Source organism: Nocardia sp. NPDC055050 (genome assembly GCF_053608345.1).
Genome location: NZ_JBSGVG010000025.1, coordinates 1 through 16,127, shown reverse-complemented (window position 1 = coordinate 16,127; position 16,127 = coordinate 1). Strand labels below are relative to the sequence as shown.

Below are 16,127 nucleotides of genomic sequence, written 5' to 3'. Positions count from 1 at the left end.
ATCACCGATCCGGGCGCGGCGTTTCGGGTGGATGCGCGGCGGGGGTTCCCGCCAGGTGGCTTTGCTGCGGTACCTGCTGATTCGGCTGTTGCTGATTCTGCCGACCGCGTGGTTGCTGGTGACAGTGGTGTTCTTCCTGATGCGGGTGATCGGTGACCCGATCAGCGCGGCCATGGGTGGCCGGCTGACCCAGGACCAGATCGAGGACCGCAAGGAAGCCGCAGGGCTCAATCGCCCTATCCTGACGCAGTATTGGGAGTACATCACCGGCTTCCTGCACGGTGACTTCGGACGGACCCAGGACAACCAGGCGATCAGCGATGTGGTGATCACCTACGGTGCCGCCACCTTCGAACTCGTCTTCTGGGGTCTGCTCGTGGCGTTCGCGGTCGGTGTTCCGCTGGGCAGATACGCCGCGACACACCGGGATACGCCCTCGGACGCGTTCCTGCGGTTCTCCGCGGTGCTGGCCTACGCGGCACCGGTGTTCTTCGTGGGCATGCTGCTCAAGCTGATCTTCTCGGTGTGGCTGGGCTGGTTCCCGGTCGGCGGGCGCGCCAGCACCGACGTAGAGCTCGCGCTGCAACATGTCTCGCCGAAGACGAACATCCTGATCATCGATTCGATCCTCTACGGCGAACCGTCCTATGTGCTCGACGTGCTCGAACACGCGGTGCTGCCCGCGGTGGCCCTGGGGCTGCTCACCGGCGGCATCTTCCTGCGGCTGGTGCGGGTGAACCTGATCCAGACGCTGCGCAGCGATTTCGTCGAGGCGGCGCGGGCGCGCGGATTGTCCACGCGGGTGGTCACCGGCAGGCACGCGGTGCGCAACGCGCTGATCCCGATCATCACGGTGATGGGCATGTGCATCGCGATGATGCTCGGCGGCGCGGTGCTCACCGAGACCACGTTCGAATGGAAAGGCCTGGGCTATCAGCTCGCCGAGTATCTGCGGGCGCGCGACTTCATCGCGGTGCAGGGCATCGTGGCGTTCATCGCGCTGGTCGTCGCGGTGATGAGCTTCGTCGTCGACGCCATCGTCGCGCTGATCGACCCGAGGGTGAGGTTCTGATGACTACCGCTGTGAAACGCCGGCGTCTGCCCGGCGCCGAACTGTTGTCTAAAACCTCGGGGCTGCAACGGGTCACCCTCATCACCGGCTTGGTGCTGGTCGGTGTGTTCGTGTTCGTGGCGGCGTTCGCGCCGTTGCTCGCGCCCTACGGGCTGGCCCAGAATTCCGCTGACGGAGTGGCTTTCGTGCCGCAGCAGGGTCCGTCGGCCGAGCACTGGTTCGGTACCTCGGTGCGCAGCGAGGACGTGCTCTCGCGGGTGCTGTTCGGCGCGCGCACCGCGCTGCTGGTGATCGCGATCTCGGTGACGCTGTCGCTGCTGATCGGCGTGCCGCTGGGGCTGCTGTCGGGGTTCGTGGGGCGCTGGGTGGACAAGACGCTGGTGCTGATCATGGACGCCATCTACGCGTTCCCGTCGCTGCTGCTGGCGATCGTGGTGTCGATCGTCGTCGCGGGCGGCACGTCGAGCAGTCTCGGCGGCATGCTGTCGGCGGCCATCGCGATCACGGTTGTCTATGTGCCGCAGTACTTCCGGGTGGTGCGCAACGCGACGGTCGCGGTGAAGACCGAGCCGTACGTGGACGCCGCCCGGGTGACCGGGGCGTCGACGACGCGAATCATGTTCCGCCACATCCTGTCCAACGTCACCGGCTCGCTGCCGGTGATCGTCACGATCAATGCCGCCGACGCCATCCTCACCCTCGCCGCGCTCGGCTTCCTCGGGTTCGGCATCGAACCCACCCAGGCCGCCGAGTGGGGCTACGACCTGAACAAGGCGCTCAACGATGTCTCCAACGGCATCTGGTGGACCTCGATCTTCCCCGGCACCGCGATCGTGCTGGTGGTGCTCGGGATGACGCTGGTCGGCGAGAGCCTCGACGAAACGCTGAACCCGCTGCTGCGCACCCGGCGTGCGGTCACCTCGGCAGACAAGGAAACAGTCGATGAGTGAAAAGACCGCCGCACTGGCTGTTTCGGGGTTGTCGGTCACTTTCTCGACCGACAGCGGGCCCGTGAACGCGGTACGCAACGTGTCCTACGAGGTGTTCCCCGGTGAGGTGCTCGCCATCGTCGGCGAGTCCGGGTCGGGCAAATCGGTGAGTTCGCGCACCGCCATCGGACTGCTGCCGCATTCGGCGTCGGTGCGCGGGTTGGTGACCATCGGCGACCGGCCGGTCACCTCGATGACCGAACGTCAGCTCACCGCACTGCGCGGCGGCGAGGTGTCGATGGTGTTCCAGGAACCGGCGCGTGCGCTGGACCCGCTGTTCACCGTCGGCTTCCAGATCTGTGAAGCGCTGCGCGCGCACAGCGGGATGGGCCGAAAAGCCGCCAAGGCCAAGGCGATCGACCTGTTGCGCCTGGTCGGTCTGCCCGATCCCGAGCATCGCGTCGACTACTACCCGCACCAGCTCTCCGGCGGGCAGAAACAGCGCGTGATGATCGCGATCGCCATCTCGTGTGAGCCGAAGGTGATCATCGCCGACGAGCCGACCACCGCGCTCGATGTCACCGTGCAGGCCGAGATCCTGGAACTGCTGCGCGATCTGCGCGATCGGCTCGGCAGTGCGATCGTGCTGATCACCCACAACATGGGTGTGGTGGCCGACCTCGCGGATCGGGTGGTGGTGATGCGCGCGGGCGAGGTGGTCGAGCAGGCGCCGGTGCACGAGCTGTTCGCCAGCCCGAAGGCCGACTACACCAAGGCACTGCTCGATGCCGTTCCGCATCTCGGTGCGGCGACCATCGAGCGGCCCGTGATCGACCGGACCGTCGAGCCCGTGCTCGATGTGAAGGATCTGGTCGTCACGTTCCCCGGGCCGTTCGGCCGGCCCGCCTTCCGGGCCGTCGACGGCGTCAGCTTGCAGATCAGGCCGGGGGAGACCCTGGGGCTGGTCGGCGAGTCGGGGTCGGGCAAGTCGACCATCGGGCGCTGCGTGGCCGCGTTGCAACGGCCGAGCGAGGGGCACGTGCTGATTCGCGGGCAGGACATCGCGGATCTGTCCCAGCGCAAGCTGCGGCCGATCCGGCGGCGGTTCGGGTTCGTGTTCCAGGACCCGGCCGGATCCCTCAACCCCCGCCTGACCGTCGGCGAATGCGTCGCCGAGCCCCTGGTCGTGCACGGCATCGGTGACAAGGCGAGCATCCGCGCGCGGGTCAGGCACATGCTCGACGACGTGCAGCTGCCCGCGGGCACCGAGAACCGGTACCCGCACGAACTGTCCGGCGGGCAGCGTCAGCGGGCGAGTCTGGCGCGCGCGCTCGTGCTCGACCCCGATCTGCTCGTGGCCGACGAGCCCACCAGCGCGCTCGATGTGTCGGTGCAAGCGGCGGTACTCGAGCTGTTCGCCGAGTTGCAGCGTGGTTGCGGTTGGGCGTGTCTGTTCATCAGCCACGACCTCGCCGTCGTCGACCAGCTCGCGGACCGGATCATGGTCCTGCGCGAGGGATCTTGCGTCGAGGAAGGCGACAACGAACAGATCCTGCGCAACCCGCAGCACGAGTACACCCGCCGCCTCGTTGCCGCCGTTCCGGTCCCCGACCCGGTCGAACAGCGGCGGCGTCGCGCCGAGATCGCCGCCACATTCGCCACCGAACTGGAACAATGAGGTAGGAGCCGCACGACACCTGGACTGGCGGATCACATAGAGTTACTAGGCATCTATCCGCCGATTCGGTTTGGAGCTTTCCCCCACAATGACTGAACAGACACCCAGCGGTGCAGGCGCTTCCTACGCTGCGGCGGGCGTGAGCATCGAAGCCGGTGACCGCGCCGTCGAATTGTTCGGACCATTGGCCAGGAAGGCCAGCCGACCCGAGGTGCAGGGCGGTATCGGTGGCTTCGCCGGGCTGTTCGCGCTCAAGGGCGGATACCGGGAGCCGCTGCTGGCCGCCTCCACCGACGGTGTCGGCACCAAGATCGCCGTCGCCCAGGCCCTCGACAAGCACGACACCGTCGGCCTCGACCTGGTCGCCATGGTCGTCGACGACCTGGTGGTGTGTGGCGCCGAGCCGCTGTTCCTGCAGGACTACATCGCCATCGGCAAGGTCATCCCGGAGAAGGTCGCCGAGCTGGTCTCCGGCATCGCCGAGGGCTGCATCAAGGCCGGTTGCGCGCTGCTCGGCGGCGAGACCGCCGAGCACCCGGGTCTGATGGATCCCGATGACTACGACCTGTCCGCCACCGGCGTCGGCGTCGTCGAGGCCGACGCGGTCCTCGGCCCCGACCGGGTGCGTCCCGGCGACGTTGTGATCGCGATGGGCTCCTCGGGCCTGCACTCCAACGGCTACAGCCTGGCGCGCAAGGTGCTGCTCGACATCGATCGGATGTCGCTCACCGGGTACGTCGAGGAGTTCGGCCGCACCCTCGGTGAGGAACTGCTCGAGCCGACCCGCATCTACGCCAAGGACTGCCTCGCGCTGATCGCCGAAACCGACGTGCGCACCTTCTCGCACGTCACCGGTGGTGGCCTGGCCGCCAACCTGGCGCGGGTGCTGCCCGCAGGCCTGGTGGCCGAGCTGGATCGTGGCACCTGGAACCCTGCGCCGGTGTTCAAGATGATCGCTCAGCGCGGCCGCGTCGAGCGGATCGAGATGGAGAAGACGTTCAACATGGGCGTCGGCATGGTCGCGATCGTGGCGCCCGAGGACGCTGACCGTGCACTGGCGGTGCTCACGGCCCGCCACATCGACTGCTGGACGCTGGGTCAGGTCAAGAAGGCCGCCGATGTCGAAGCGCCGCGTGCGGTGCTGCTGGGCGATCACCCCAGGTTCTGATCTCCGCTACGCACGAGAGCCGGGTCGCGATGGTCGCGACCCGGCTCTCGGTGCGTTCAGGGTTTGTTCCGGCCACTGAGTGGTTAACCCATACCCGGAGGGTTTTGACCGTCGGCTCGGGGTGGTCGGGGCCTCGAGGCGGCGAACACGACGAGCGTCCTGTGCATCGCACAGGACGCTCGCCGCGTATTCAGGTATTCGCCGTAACTGCTACTGCGAGCCTGTCGTCACTCACCTGAGAACGGCTGGAAGGGGGAGGCCGGTCGGCCTCCCCCTTCGTCGCTGTCAGGTCAGCGGCGCCAGCTGTCGTAGCCGTCGTCCTCGTCGTTCCAACGAGACGGCGACTCGTCCGCATCATGCTCATCGGACAGCACTGCACTACTCCTGGGTTGGGAGTAGGGCGAAGCATCGCTATCCGACAGCTCGCGCTGAAGGCTCGCGAAGTCCGTCGGCGCGGAGCTGTACTTGAGCTCACGTGCGACTTTGGTCTGCTTTGCCTTAGCCCGGCCACGGCCCATGGCTGACCCCCTCGCGTCACTGCGGGGCGGCCTGGGGTTTGTTGGCGGCCCCGTTCGAATTAATACTCTTCCTGACAGACACTTTAGCGTGTGTCAGAGCGTCGCGCTCCCAGGAGTGGGTGAAGACCTGTCGAAGCGCCCCGGTTTGCCCCTTCTTCGCCCAGACCGCCCGGTCTCAGATGACTCCCGGAATCGCGCGGATCACACCGACTCTGGCGTCGCCGCCGAACACCGCGGTGGCCGCGAGCTGAGTGTGCTGATCGGTCCACTCGACGCCGAGTTCGCGCAGAATCGCCAGCGTCAGAGGCATCCGGGCCCGATCGTGACCGTCTTCGATCTTGTACGCGAAGGCCCTTCCGTCGGGTAGCGCGCCCGCGTGCACGCCGTCGGCGCCGATCTTGCAGAACAGTCCAGGGGTCGCCGACATGGCCAGCAGATCCGGGCCGCTCGTGCCGGAAATCACTCGTGGATTCGCCCGAACGGCATCGGCGATCCGGCGCGGCGCGGTGCCGGACTCTGCCGTGGTGAAGCCGGCGAAGGCGCGCGCGAGGTTGATCAGCGAGACGGGCACGATCGGCAGGCCGCAGCCGTCGATGCCCAGATCGGTCTCCGGTTCGCCGGTGACGTCGGCGACGGTGGCCAGGACCGCTTGCTGCAACGGGTGCTCGATCTCGAGGTATCCGGTGCGCGGCCAATCGTTGATCGCGCAGGTCGCCAACATCGCGGCGTGTTTGCCGGAACAGTTCATGTACAGCGGGCTCGGGCCCGCGCCGGTGATCGCGGCGGCGCGGGCCTTCTCCTCGAAGGGCAGGTCGGGTGGGCAGGCGAGGTCGCCGGCGGTGCAGCCGAAGCGATCGAGCAGGCGGCGGACGAGGGCGATGTGGTCGGGTTCACCGAAGTGGGAGGCGGTGGCGATGGCGAGTTCGTCGTCGTCGACGGGATCGAAACCGTTGCGCAGCAGGGCCAGTGCCTGCATCGGCTTGTTGGTGGAGCGCGGGAAGATCGGGCCGTGGATCTCACCGAGTTCGAGGGTGGGGGTGCCGAAGGCGTCGAGGATGACGACGGATCCGCGGTGCACGCACTCACGGAAGCCGGATCGGACGACTTCGACCAGTTCGACACTCATGCTGTCTCCCTCGGGCATGTGGTTACGCGAGCTGCCGCCTCCGCGCGCTGACCGCTCATGCCTCGACCTCCACGGCGACGGTTCGGGTTCGGGTGTGGCGGTCGATCTGCATGCGAACGTCGGCGGAGATGGTCGCCTCTTCCGCGCGCAGTCGTTCCAGGCGCACGGGGTCGGCGCCGGTGAACAGATCGCGCACGGTGATGCCGTGTTCGGGAACGTGGACGACGCGGACTTCGTCGCCCGCGCCGATCGTGCCCTCGGTGAGCACCCGGAAGTAGGCGCCGGTATCGGATCGCAGCGCGAACCGTTTCACCCACCGCTGCTCGCCCGACCACTGCTGGAAGGTCGCGCAGGGCACCCGGGGCGCGCTGACCTCGAGCAGGGTGTCGCCGATCGCCCAGTGCGCGCCGAGCACCGCGTCGCTGACCGGCAGGCCGGTCAGGCGCAGGTTCTCGCCGAACCAGCCCGCGGGCAGTTCGCGGTCGAGTTCATCCGCCCAGCGGCGGGCGTCTTCGTCGGCGTAGGCGTAGACAGCCTGGTCGATGCCGCCGTGGTGGGCGGTGTCGCAGACGTGGTCACCGTGCAGACCGAGGGCGGCCACGGCTACCCGACCGTCGACCGGACGCTTGTCGATGGCCGTGCGACCGACACGGGTGCGCACCTCGATCTCGGCGTGGACGACGCACACGGCCTCGACGCGGCCGGTATCGCCGACGCGCATGACCGGACGGTTCATCGCCCGCGCAACCGGTTGACGGCGGCGCGCCCCGCCTGCTCGGTGTCGTCGGCGGGGACCGAGTCGGGGTCGATGGCCGCGGCCATGCTGCCGACCACCAGTTCGGTGCCCGCGGGGACCGAACGCTTGATCAGAGCCAGGGCGATCGGGCCGAGTTCGTAGTGGTCGACGACGGTGCCGAGGCGGCCGACGGTGCGGCCGCCCGCGGTCACGTCGTCACCCGTGGCCGGGCGCTCGTCGGCCGAGCCGTCGAGGTGCAGCAGCACCAGATTGCGCGGGGGCTTGCCGAGGTTGTGGACCCTGGCCACGGTTTCCTGGCCGCGGTAGCACCCCTTGTTGAGGTGGACCGCCCCGTGCTCGTCGATGCCGCCGATCCAGCGGGCCTCGTGCGGGATGGTGCGTTCGTCGGTGTCCACGCCGATGCGCGGCCTCAGTGACGCCACGCGCAGTGCCTCGTAGGCCCACATACCCGCCGGTGCGGCACCGCCTTGGGTGAGCTTGGTCCACCAGGCCGAGAGCTCGGCCCGGGGCACGATCAGATCGAAGGAGTTCGGCATCCGCCGCAGGAATCCACCACCGGGCAGCGCGACCGCTCCGTAGATCTCTGGCAGTTGCGCGATGCCGAGAGCATCGAGCAGCGTGTCCACTCGCGGGCCCAGCAGGCTCAGCACCGCGTGATCCGGCGCGTCCTCGGGCTTGGCGTCGGCCCAGAAGACCATCTTCTGGAGGAACGCCAGCAGCTCGGCGCCGCGGTCGGCCTCGGTATCGAGCCACAGGGTGCCGTCGAGGTCGGTGAGAACGAAGTGATTGAGTACCCGGCCGTTGAGATCGAGGTCGAGAGTCTCGGCGCTGTGCCCGTCGGGTAGCGCGGCGATGTGCTGACTGGTGATGGTGTGCAGCCAGCTCAGGCGCTCGGCGCCGGTGATCGTGGCGACGCTGCGATGGGAGCGATCCACGACCGCGACCCGCTCCGCGGCGGCCTTCTGCTCACCGAACGGATCACCGTAATGCCAGGCGACCGCGGCGTCCGGGGTATCGGGTGCACCCGCGACGGCACCCGGAGTATGGAGAACAGGACTGGGGGAGACGACCTGTGACACGACACCCACTGTAGGCGCGTCTGCCGACACGCGCCGCACGTGGTCGTCTTCGCGGCGCGCGTCGCGAGCTCGATTCGGAGCAGCCATAGGCATAACAGAGCGATAACGCCTACGCTCGGCGCATGGGAGAACGGGTACTTGTGACACTCGACGGGACGGTCGCTGACGCGAACGTGCCGTCGCTCTATGCCGACGACATCGGCGCACTTCGCGGCGATGGCGTATTCGAAACGATTTTGGTGCGCGGCGGCACGGCCACCGCGCTGGAATTCCACCTGGCGCGGCTGCGCCGCTCGGCGCAGGCACTGGAACTGCCGGAGCCGGGCCTGTCGAGGTGGCGCACCGCGGTGGAACTGGCCGTGAAGGAATGGGGCTCGGAAGAGGAAGGAATGTTGCGGCTGATCTACACGCGCGGCCGCGACTCGGAATTCGACGCGCCGCGCTCGGAGCTGGCACCGGAGGATCCGCAACCCACCGCGTATGTGCTCGTCTCCCCGGTACCCGCGCGGGTCGCGACGGCGCGCGCCGAGGGCGTGAAGGTGATGTCGCTGGCGCGCGGCATCTCGGTCGACCTCGCGCAGGCGGCGCCGTGGCAGCTGCTCGGCGCGAAGACGCTGTCGTACGCGACCAACATGGCCGCGCTGCGGTTCGCGCGGCGGATGGGCGCCGAGGACGTGATCTTCCACAGCACCGAACACAAGGTCCTCGAGGGCCCGCGCTCGACGGTGGTGATCGCTCGCGGCAAGCAGCTGATCACCGTGCCCGCCAAGAGCGGCGTCCTGCCCGGCGTCACGCAGCGTGCGCTGTTCAATGTGGCGGAGAAGTCCGGCTGGGAGTGCAAGTACCAGACACTGTTCACCGCGGACCTTTTCGACTGTGACAGCATCTGGCTGCTGTCGAGCATCACCCTCGCCGCTCGAGTGAACCAGCTCGACGGCATTCGCTTGTCGGCGCCCGACAACGCTCAGGAGATCATCGACATGGTCGACCTCGGGATCGACCGGCCGGGGACCATCGGAGACTGGTGATCCGTGTGTGGGGCACGGGTGGGCGTGCCCCTGCGGGAAGGGTTTCCGCGGGCCGTGGCGGTTGTCACGCTCGAACGGGGTGATTCCGGGCGTACGATCTACTACAAGTCGTCGTAGTAGATCGGTGGAGGTCGGATGGACACCCTTGATGTCTCCCGGTGGCAGTTCGGGATCACGACCGTCTACCACTTTCTGTTCGTTCCGCTGACCATCGGACTCGCGCCGCTGATCGCGATGATGCAGACCGCGTGGGTGATCACCGGCAACGAACGCTGGTACCGGCTGACCAAATTCTTCGGCAAGCTGTTCCTGATCAACTTCGCCCTCGGCGTCGCGACGGGCATCGTGCAGGAATTCCAGTTCGGGATGAACTGGAGCGAGTACTCTCGCTTCATCGGCGACGTCTTCGGTGCGCCACTGGCGCTGGAAGCGCTGATCGCCTTCTTCATGGAGTCGACGTTCATCGGGTTGTGGATCTTCGGGTGGACCCGGTTGCCCAAGCTGGTGCATTTGGCGACCATCTGGATCGTCGCCATCGGGGTGAACGCGTCGGCGTATTTCATCATCGCCGCCAATTCGTTCATGCAGCATCCGGTGGGAGCCCGGTACAACCCCGAGACCGGACGCGCTGAGCTGGAAAGCATTGCGGCGCTGCTGACCAACAACACGACATTGGCCGCGTTCCCGCATGTGGTCGCGGGCGCGTTTCTCACCGCGGGCACCTTCGTGGCGGGTATCGCCGGCTGGTGGATGGTGCGCAACGCGCGCAGCGGCGATGCGGTGAAACGCGAAGAGGCGCGGACGATGTGGCGGCCGGTAGGGCGATTCGCCCTCGTGGTGGTGGCGCTCTCCGGCGTCGCCTCGATCTTCACCGGCGATATTCAAGGCAAGCTGATGTTCGAACAGCAGCCGATGAAGATGGCTTCGGCGGAATCGTTGTGCCACACGGCGACCGACCCCGATTTCTCCGTTCTCACTGTGGGCACGCACAACAATTGCGACGGTGTGATCCACGTGCTCGAGGTGCCCTATGTGCTGCCCTATCTCGCCAAGGGCGAATTCAGCGGGGTGACGCTCGACGGTGTGGTGGATCTGCAGAAGACCTACAACGTCGCGTACGGGCCAGGGGACTACCGGCCCAACCTGTTCGTCACCTACTGGTCCTTCCGCGCCATGATCGGGCTGGCAGGCGGGTCGGTGCTGCTGCTGTTGGCCGGGTTCTGGGTGACGCGCGGTGGCCGGGTGCCGGATCAGCGATGGTTCTCCTGGCTGAGCCTGCTCGCGATCCCCACACCGTTCCTGGCCAACAGCGCGGGCTGGGTGTTCACCGAGATGGGCCGTCAGCCGTGGGCGGTGGTGCCCAATCCGACCGGCGATCCGAATATTCGAATGACGGTGCAGCAGGCGGTCTCCGAACACTCGGCCGGGACCGTGATGTTCTCGCTGGCGGTGTTCACGCTGCTCTACGGTGCGCTCGCGGTGGTGTGGTTCTACCTGATGCGACGGTATGTCGTCGCCGGGCCGGACACCCACGTGCACGCCGAGAGTTCGGACAGCACGGACACTCCCCAACTTTCCTTCGCGTACTAGGAGCCGACGATGGATCTGCAACAGTTCTGGTTCCTCCTGATCGGTGTGCTGTTCACCGGCTACTTCGTGCTCGAGGGATTCGACTTCGGTGTCGGCATGCTGATGCCGATTCTCGGCAAGGGGTCCGATACCCGCAGGCGCGTCGTGCTCAATACGATCGGCCCGGTCTGGGACGGCAACGAGGTGTGGCTGATCACCGCCGCCGGTGCGCTGTTCGCGGCGTTTCCCGAGTGGTACGCCAGCATGTTCTCCGGGTTCTATCTGGCGCTGCTGCTCCTGCTCGTCGCCTTGATTCTGCGGGTGTGCGCGATCGAATACCGGGGCAAGATCAACGATCCGACATGGCGGGCCTGGTGCGATATCGGGATCGGGATCGGGTCGTGGATTCCCGCACTGGCCTGGGGCTGGGTGTTCGCGAACATGGTGCGGGGCGTGCCGTTGAACGCGGACCGGCAGATCGCCGGTTCGGTCGCGGATCTGCTCAGCCCGTACGCCTTACTCGGCGGGCTCACTACCGCTGTTCTCTTCGCGCTGCACGGTGCGGTGTTCCTGGTGCTCAAGACAGCGGGTGAGGTTCGCGCCGATGCCTTGCGGATGGCCAGGTTGCTGCTGATTCCCACCGCGGTGGTGGTCGGCGGATTCGGGCTGTGGACGCAGCTCGCCTACGGCGCCGGGTGGACCTGGATCGTGCTGGTGACCGCCGTGCTCGGGCTCGCGCTAGCCGCGGTGGCGAATTTCGCGGGGCGTGACGGCTGGGCTTTTGTCGGCACGACGCTCGGTGTGGTCTCGGCGACGGTGCTGATCATCGGGTCGATGTATCCGAATGTGCTGCCGTCGACCATCAGCCCGCTCTACGACCTCACCATCCACAATGCGTCCTCGTCGCCGTATACGTTGAAGGTGATGAGCTGGGCGGCGTTGCTCGCTACGCCGGTGGTGCTGATGTATCAGGGGTGGACCTATTGGGTTTTCCGGCAGCGGATTCGGGTGGAACAGATTCCGCCGCCGGTGGGTCTGCCGCGCAGCGGTAAGGGCTGACAGATGGCGTCGGCCCCGTCTCGGGAAATCGTCGCTCGCGAAAGGTCGGACGCTGTGGTGTCGGAGAGCTTGTCGCAGGAGGGACCCGAGCCGGGCGCGGTGACGCCGACACGGTCGAGGCGAGGCCCGGTGGATCCCCGGTTGTGGCGGTACGCGCGGTCGGCGCGGCCGCATCTGGTGATCGCTGTCGCGCTGGCGCTGGTGATCACAGCGACGATCGTGGTGATCGCCATTGTGCTGGGGCGGGTACTCGCCGGGGTCATCACGGATCCGGGCAAGCGTGAGTTCGGCACGTGGACTACGGAATTGGTGGTCCTTGCGGTGGCCGTCGCGGTGCGGGGGCTGGCGAGTTGGTGGCAGGCGCGGTTGGCTCATCGGGCCGGAAGCGCGGTGGTCGCGGAGCTCGAGACGGCGGTGCTGCGGGCCGGCGCCGAGCTGCCGCCACGGGACCTCGACGTGCGGCGAACGGAGATCGCGGTCGTCGTCGGTAACGGTCTCAGCGGATTGCGTGGGTGGTTCACCGGCTATCTGCCCGCGCTGTTGCTGGCCTGTCTCGTTCCGCCGGTGGTGCTGGTGGTCATCGCCCTGCACGACCGGACCTCGGCGTTGATCGCGGTGATCACCGTGCCATTGATCCCGGTGTTCATGGTGCTGATCGGGCTGCTCACCCAGGGGCGAGCCGAGGCGACGCTCGCCGCGACCACGCGGTTGTCGGACCAGATCCTCGACCTTTTCGCGGGCATGCCCACCTTGCGCGCGCTCGGGCGGGAGGGTGCGGACGGGCCCTCGATGGTTGATCAGGTGCAGGCCCTCGGCGATTCGCTGCGGCAGCGGACCATGCGCGCGCTGCGGATCGCGTTCCTTTCCTCGATGGTGCTGGAAAGTCTCGCGACGCTGAGTGTCGCGTTGATCGCGGTCGCGATCGGGCTGCGGTTGGTGTTCGGCGAGATGGCGTTGTACAGCGGCCTGGTGGCATTGATTCTCGCGCCGGAGGTGTACTGGCCGCTGCGGCAGGTGGGGGAGAAGTTCCACGCGGCGCAAGACGGAATGGCAGCCGCTGACCGGGCTTTCGCGGTGCTCGAACCGGCCCGGCGGGCCGAGTCGGCGCCTCCTCGCGCCGCCTGGGGCGAGGTCATCGCCTCCGGTAGCCGCACGGCGGCCGTGGCCGAACTGCCTGATGTGGGTGTCGGGCCGGCGCGAATCACCTTGCGTGGGCTGTCTGTTGCCGCCAGAACGGGCACCGCGCCCGATCGATTGACGGCCGTGCTCGAACCCGGACTGGTGACCGTCCTGACCGGGCCGAACGGGTGCGGGAAATCGACTACGGTGCAGGCGATTCTGGGGCTGGTCGAACCCGACGAAGGCGCCGTCTTCGTCGACGGCACCGATGTTCGTGAACTCGACCTCGACAGCTGGTGGAGTCGGATCGCCTGGTTGCCGCAGCGGCCGGTGCTGGTTCCCGGGACATTGCGCGAGAATGTCGAGCTGCTCGGGGCCGTCCCGGACCCGACCGTCGATGATCTTCGAGCCGTCAGTGCCGCAACGGGATTCGAGAGCGTGCTGGCCGAGCTCCCCGACGGCTGGAACACCGTCGTCGGTCAGAACGGCACCGGCCTGTCCCTGGGCCAACGCCAACGCCTAGCCCTCACCCGCGTCCTCGCCGCGCACCGCCCGATCCTGCTGCTCGACGAACCCACCGCCCACCTCGACCCCGAGAGCGAGCAGCGCGTGCTCACCACCCTGCGCGAACACGCCGCCGCCGGTGCGACCGTTGTGGTCGTCGCCCACCGTCCGACCGTGCTGGCAGCGGGCGATGTGGTGATCGACGTCGTCGCGGCGCACACGCCTGCAGCGGTCGCTCCGGATTCGGAAGCTACGGGCAACTCCGCACCTGTCACCGACACCGACACCGGCCGACCGACTTCTGCCCGCACGGTCGACGCCTCAGATCCCGTGGCAGCGAGCGGACCCCCGCCTGGTGCCGAATCGGAACCACAGCGCGCGGTGGGCTCCTCCGGTAAGTCGGCCGGTCGCGTGTACGGAGTGGAGGTCTCATGATCGGCGATCTGCGGGCGATGTGGCGGCTGCTCGCGTTGTCGCCCGCGCGGGTCACGGTGGCGATCGCCTGGGGCGTGGCGGCGTTGGGCAGTGGGCTCGGGTTGGCCGCGCTCGCCGCGTGGTTGATCGCGCGGGCCTGGCAGATGCCGCCGGTGCTGGATCTGAGCGTCGCGGTGGTCGCGGTGCGAGCGCTGGGCATCTCGCGGGGGTTGTGCCGGTACCTGGAGCGACTGGCCACCCACGATGTGGCTTTGCGGGCCATGACGACAGCTCGCACGTCGGTGTATCGCACGCTGGCGCAGTCGGATGTCCGGTGGTGGCGAGACCGGAGCGGCTCGTCGGTTGCGCCGACCGGTGTGGCGGACCACGCGGGCCCTGTCGGCAGCACGGGGCGTGCGCTGCGGCGCGGGGATGTGCTTGTCCGGACCGGCGCTGATATCGACGATCTCGGGGCGGTGGTTGTCCGGGTGTTGGTGCCCGTGGCGGTCGCGGCGGTGTTGTCGCTGGCCGCGGTGGGGCTGATCGCGATCATTTCGCCCCTGGCCGCGGTGATCTTGGCTGTCGCGCTGGCGGTTTCGGGGATCCTCGCGCCATGGCTGTCGGCGGCGGCCGCGCGGGAGGCAGAGCGGGCGGTGCGAGCCGATCGGGCCGAGTTCGCCGCCGGGGCGCTCACGGTACTCGATCACGCCGCCGAGCTGCGCGTCGTGGGGCGGCTGGATGCGGCACTCGCCGTGGCGGACAGGGCTTCTCAGCGGGCGGTGAGCGCGGAGGATTCGGCTGCCTCGCGCAGCGCGTGGGCGGCCGCGGCCACTCCGCTGTCGATCGGGGTGAGCGCGTTCGGTGCGCTGCTGGTCGGCATCGCCGCCTACGGGTCGACCGGCGGACTGCCCGGCGGCATGACTCCGATGGCTTTGACGATTCTGGTGCTGGTCCCGCTGTCGGCCTTCGAAGCCGTTGGCATGCTTCCCGCCGCCGCGACCACCCTCACCACTTCCCGTGCGGCTCTGCACCGCCTCCGTGGCATCTCGGCAGGAACCCGCGGCACTGCCGGTGCCGACAGTGCCGGGAGTGAGCGCCGCGAGTGGGCGGCGGTCGAGCCTGCTCCGGCTGACCTCGACTCCGCGGGAGTTCGAGAACGCGCGCGGTCGGTGGTTCCCGGGGGACCGGTGACGAGTCCATGGGCCACGGCCAGGCGGACACCGATGCCCGAAGGGTCGCGGGTGGTTGTCGTCGGGCCCAGTGGGGCGGGGAAGACGACGTTGCTGATGGCATGGGCGGGCCTGTTCGATACGCCCCGGGACGGTGTCACGTTCTTCGCGGAGGACGCGCATCTGTTCGGCACCTCGATTCTCGAGAACCTGCGAGTCGCGCGCGGTGACCTCACCCTCGACGAGGCCGAAAGCGCTCTGCGCACAGTCGGTCTCGGGCCGTGGCTGGATACGCTGCCGGACGGTCTGCACACCTCGCTCACCGCGGGCGCGGCCGCCGTATCCGGTGGTCAGCGCCGCCGCATCCTGCTGGCCCGCGCCCTCGTCGCCCCCGCGCACACCCTGCTCCTCGACGAGCCGACCGAACACCTGGCCGCCGCCGAAGGCGATCAACTTCTGCTCGACCTCCTCGACGCGGACAGCGGTCTCGTAGCTCCGGATCGCACCGTTGTCGTTGTCACCCACCAACTCCCGCGCGGGCACAGAGCCGGCACCGTCGTCACCGTCGATGCGACCGGCACTTGCCACATCGAGCATCATCACGCCACGACATCTTCGGCAACCTGACGCATTCACCCAGGTCAGAACCGCAATTAAATCAATTGCCGAGCGCGCCGAGCGCGGATAGATTCATCAGTACACAAGAGAGGAGGTGGTCTGAAGAATGTATGTTCATCGGATGCGTGAGGTGGCTGCCCGCTAGCAGCTCCACTGCGGGAGATTCCCCAGCGGTGCGCTGAGCGAATCCCAGGCAGTCACCCGACCCCCGAGCCCCCGGAAGATCCAACCGGGACCATCGCGTTCACAGATCGCGGTGGAACGGCTCGGGGGTCGCTCCATTTCCCGACGAGAACGGCCCGCCCAGATCAGATCTGGGC

Annotated in this window: 13 protein-coding genes; 9 read left to right on the top strand and 4 right to left on the bottom strand. The window is 67.9% G+C overall.

The window, feature by feature from the left end; genetic code table 11:
* The first annotated feature begins 31 nt into the window (after positions 1 to 31).
* The 4 genes from ACWGCN_RS23650 (at position 32) to purM (ending at position 4,847) form a co-directional block, all read left to right on the top strand.
* Entirely contained in the window at positions 32 to 1,072 is a 1,041-nt protein-coding gene (locus tag ACWGCN_RS23650; protein WP_358070928.1) for an ABC transporter permease, read from the top strand.
* Positions 1,072 to 2,022 (top strand): ABC transporter permease, encoded by a 951-nt coding sequence (locus ACWGCN_RS23645; protein ID WP_378990584.1) that lies wholly within the window; start codon positions 1,072 to 1,074, stop codon positions 2,020 to 2,022. Before ACWGCN_RS23650 ends, ACWGCN_RS23645 begins: the two co-directional genes overlap by 1 nt.
* A complete protein-coding gene (locus ACWGCN_RS23640; RefSeq protein WP_378990583.1) occupies positions 2,015 to 3,679 on the top strand; it encodes an ABC transporter ATP-binding protein in 1,665 nt (554 codons plus the stop codon). The genes ACWGCN_RS23645 and ACWGCN_RS23640 overlap by 8 nt, the downstream gene beginning before the upstream one ends.
* Positions 3,680 to 3,767: 88 nt before the next feature.
* Positions 3,768 to 4,847, top strand: coding sequence for a phosphoribosylformylglycinamidine cyclo-ligase (gene purM, locus ACWGCN_RS23635; RefSeq protein ID WP_101464588.1), 1,080 nt, complete (start codon positions 3,768 to 3,770; stop codon positions 4,845 to 4,847).
* Positions 4,848 to 5,137: 290 nt separating this feature from the next.
* On the opposite strand, the gene ACWGCN_RS23630 is transcribed toward purM, so the two are convergent.
* The 4 genes from ACWGCN_RS23630 to ygfZ all read right to left on the bottom strand — a co-directional run bounded on the left by ACWGCN_RS23630 (position 5,138) and on the right by ygfZ (position 8,327).
* Positions 5,138 to 5,365: a DUF3073 domain-containing protein gene (locus ACWGCN_RS23630; RefSeq protein ID WP_067448610.1), complete on the bottom strand. Its 228-nt coding sequence runs from the start codon at positions 5,363 to 5,365 to the stop codon at positions 5,138 to 5,140.
* Positions 5,366 to 5,540: 175 nt separating this feature from the next.
* A complete protein-coding gene (locus ACWGCN_RS23625; protein ID WP_378990581.1) occupies positions 5,541 to 6,491 on the bottom strand; it encodes an asparaginase in 951 nt (316 codons plus the stop codon).
* Between the two features lie 55 nt (positions 6,492 to 6,546).
* Positions 6,547 to 7,212, bottom strand: a complete 666-nt coding sequence (locus ACWGCN_RS23620; RefSeq protein WP_387446337.1) for an MOSC domain-containing protein — start codon at positions 7,210 to 7,212, stop codon at positions 6,547 to 6,549.
* Between the two features lie 11 nt (positions 7,213 to 7,223).
* On the bottom strand, positions 7,224 to 8,327 hold the full coding sequence (gene ygfZ, locus ACWGCN_RS23615; RefSeq protein ID WP_387446338.1) for a CAF17-like 4Fe-4S cluster assembly/insertion protein YgfZ: 1,104 nt from the start codon (positions 8,325 to 8,327) through the stop codon (positions 7,224 to 7,226).
* A gap of 122 nt (positions 8,328 to 8,449) precedes the next feature.
* On the opposite strand from ygfZ, the gene ACWGCN_RS23610 reads away from it, so the two are divergent.
* The 5 genes from ACWGCN_RS23610 (at position 8,450) to cydC (ending at position 15,816) form a co-directional block, all read left to right on the top strand.
* Positions 8,450 to 9,355, top strand: a complete 906-nt coding sequence (locus ACWGCN_RS23610) for an aminodeoxychorismate lyase (RefSeq protein ID WP_378631794.1) — start codon at positions 8,450 to 8,452, stop codon at positions 9,353 to 9,355.
* Between the two features lie 135 nt (positions 9,356 to 9,490).
* Complete coding sequence (locus ACWGCN_RS23605) at positions 9,491 to 10,945, top strand: cytochrome ubiquinol oxidase subunit I (RefSeq protein ID WP_452459656.1); 1,455 nt, start codon at positions 9,491 to 9,493, stop codon at positions 10,943 to 10,945.
* 9 nt (positions 10,946 to 10,954) lie between these two features.
* Positions 10,955 to 11,983 (top strand): cytochrome d ubiquinol oxidase subunit II, encoded by a 1,029-nt coding sequence (gene cydB, locus ACWGCN_RS23600; protein WP_449968128.1) that lies wholly within the window; start codon positions 10,955 to 10,957, stop codon positions 11,981 to 11,983.
* A gap of 3 nt (positions 11,984 to 11,986) precedes the next feature.
* Positions 11,987 to 14,041: a thiol reductant ABC exporter subunit CydD gene (gene cydD / locus ACWGCN_RS23595; protein ID WP_452459655.1), complete on the top strand. Its 2,055-nt coding sequence runs from the start codon at positions 11,987 to 11,989 to the stop codon at positions 14,039 to 14,041.
* Positions 14,038 to 15,816 carry a thiol reductant ABC exporter subunit CydC gene (gene cydC / locus ACWGCN_RS23590; protein ID WP_452459654.1) on the top strand — a complete coding sequence of 593 codons (1,779 nt, stop codon included), beginning with the start codon at positions 14,038 to 14,040 and terminating at the stop codon, positions 15,814 to 15,816. The genes cydD and cydC overlap by 4 nt, the downstream gene beginning before the upstream one ends.
* Positions 15,817 to 16,127 lie beyond the last annotated feature (311 nt).

Excerpts from the sequence above, each read along its gene's own strand:
- ACWGCN_RS23650 (WP_358070928.1), top strand. The coding sequence starts at position 32 with ATGCGCGGCGGGGGTTCCCGCCAGGTGGCTTTGCTGCGGTACCTGCTG.
- ACWGCN_RS23645 (WP_378990584.1), top strand. The coding sequence starts at position 1,072 with ATGACTACCGCTGTGAAACGCCGGCGTCTGCCCGGCGCCGAACTGTTG.
- ACWGCN_RS23640 (WP_378990583.1), top strand. The coding sequence starts at position 2,015 with ATGAGTGAAAAGACCGCCGCACTGGCTGTTTCGGGGTTGTCGGTCACT.
- purM (WP_101464588.1), top strand. The coding sequence starts at position 3,768 with ATGACTGAACAGACACCCAGCGGTGCAGGCGCTTCCTACGCTGCGGCG.
- ACWGCN_RS23630 (WP_067448610.1), bottom strand. The coding sequence starts at position 5,365 with ATGGGCCGTGGCCGGGCTAAGGCAAAGCAGACCAAAGTCGCACGTGAG.
- ACWGCN_RS23625 (WP_378990581.1), bottom strand. The coding sequence starts at position 6,491 with ATGAGTGTCGAACTGGTCGAAGTCGTCCGATCCGGCTTCCGTGAGTGC.
- ACWGCN_RS23620 (WP_387446337.1), bottom strand. The coding sequence starts at position 7,212 with ATGCGCGTCGGCGATACCGGCCGCGTCGAGGCCGTGTGCGTCGTCCAC.
- ACWGCN_RS23610 (WP_378631794.1), top strand. The coding sequence starts at position 8,450 with ATGGGAGAACGGGTACTTGTGACACTCGACGGGACGGTCGCTGACGCG.
- ACWGCN_RS23605 (WP_452459656.1), top strand. The coding sequence starts at position 9,491 with ATGGACACCCTTGATGTCTCCCGGTGGCAGTTCGGGATCACGACCGTC.
- cydB (WP_449968128.1), top strand. The coding sequence starts at position 10,955 with ATGGATCTGCAACAGTTCTGGTTCCTCCTGATCGGTGTGCTGTTCACC.
- cydD (WP_452459655.1), top strand. The coding sequence starts at position 11,987 with ATGGCGTCGGCCCCGTCTCGGGAAATCGTCGCTCGCGAAAGGTCGGAC.
- cydC (WP_452459654.1), top strand. The coding sequence starts at position 14,038 with ATGATCGGCGATCTGCGGGCGATGTGGCGGCTGCTCGCGTTGTCGCCC.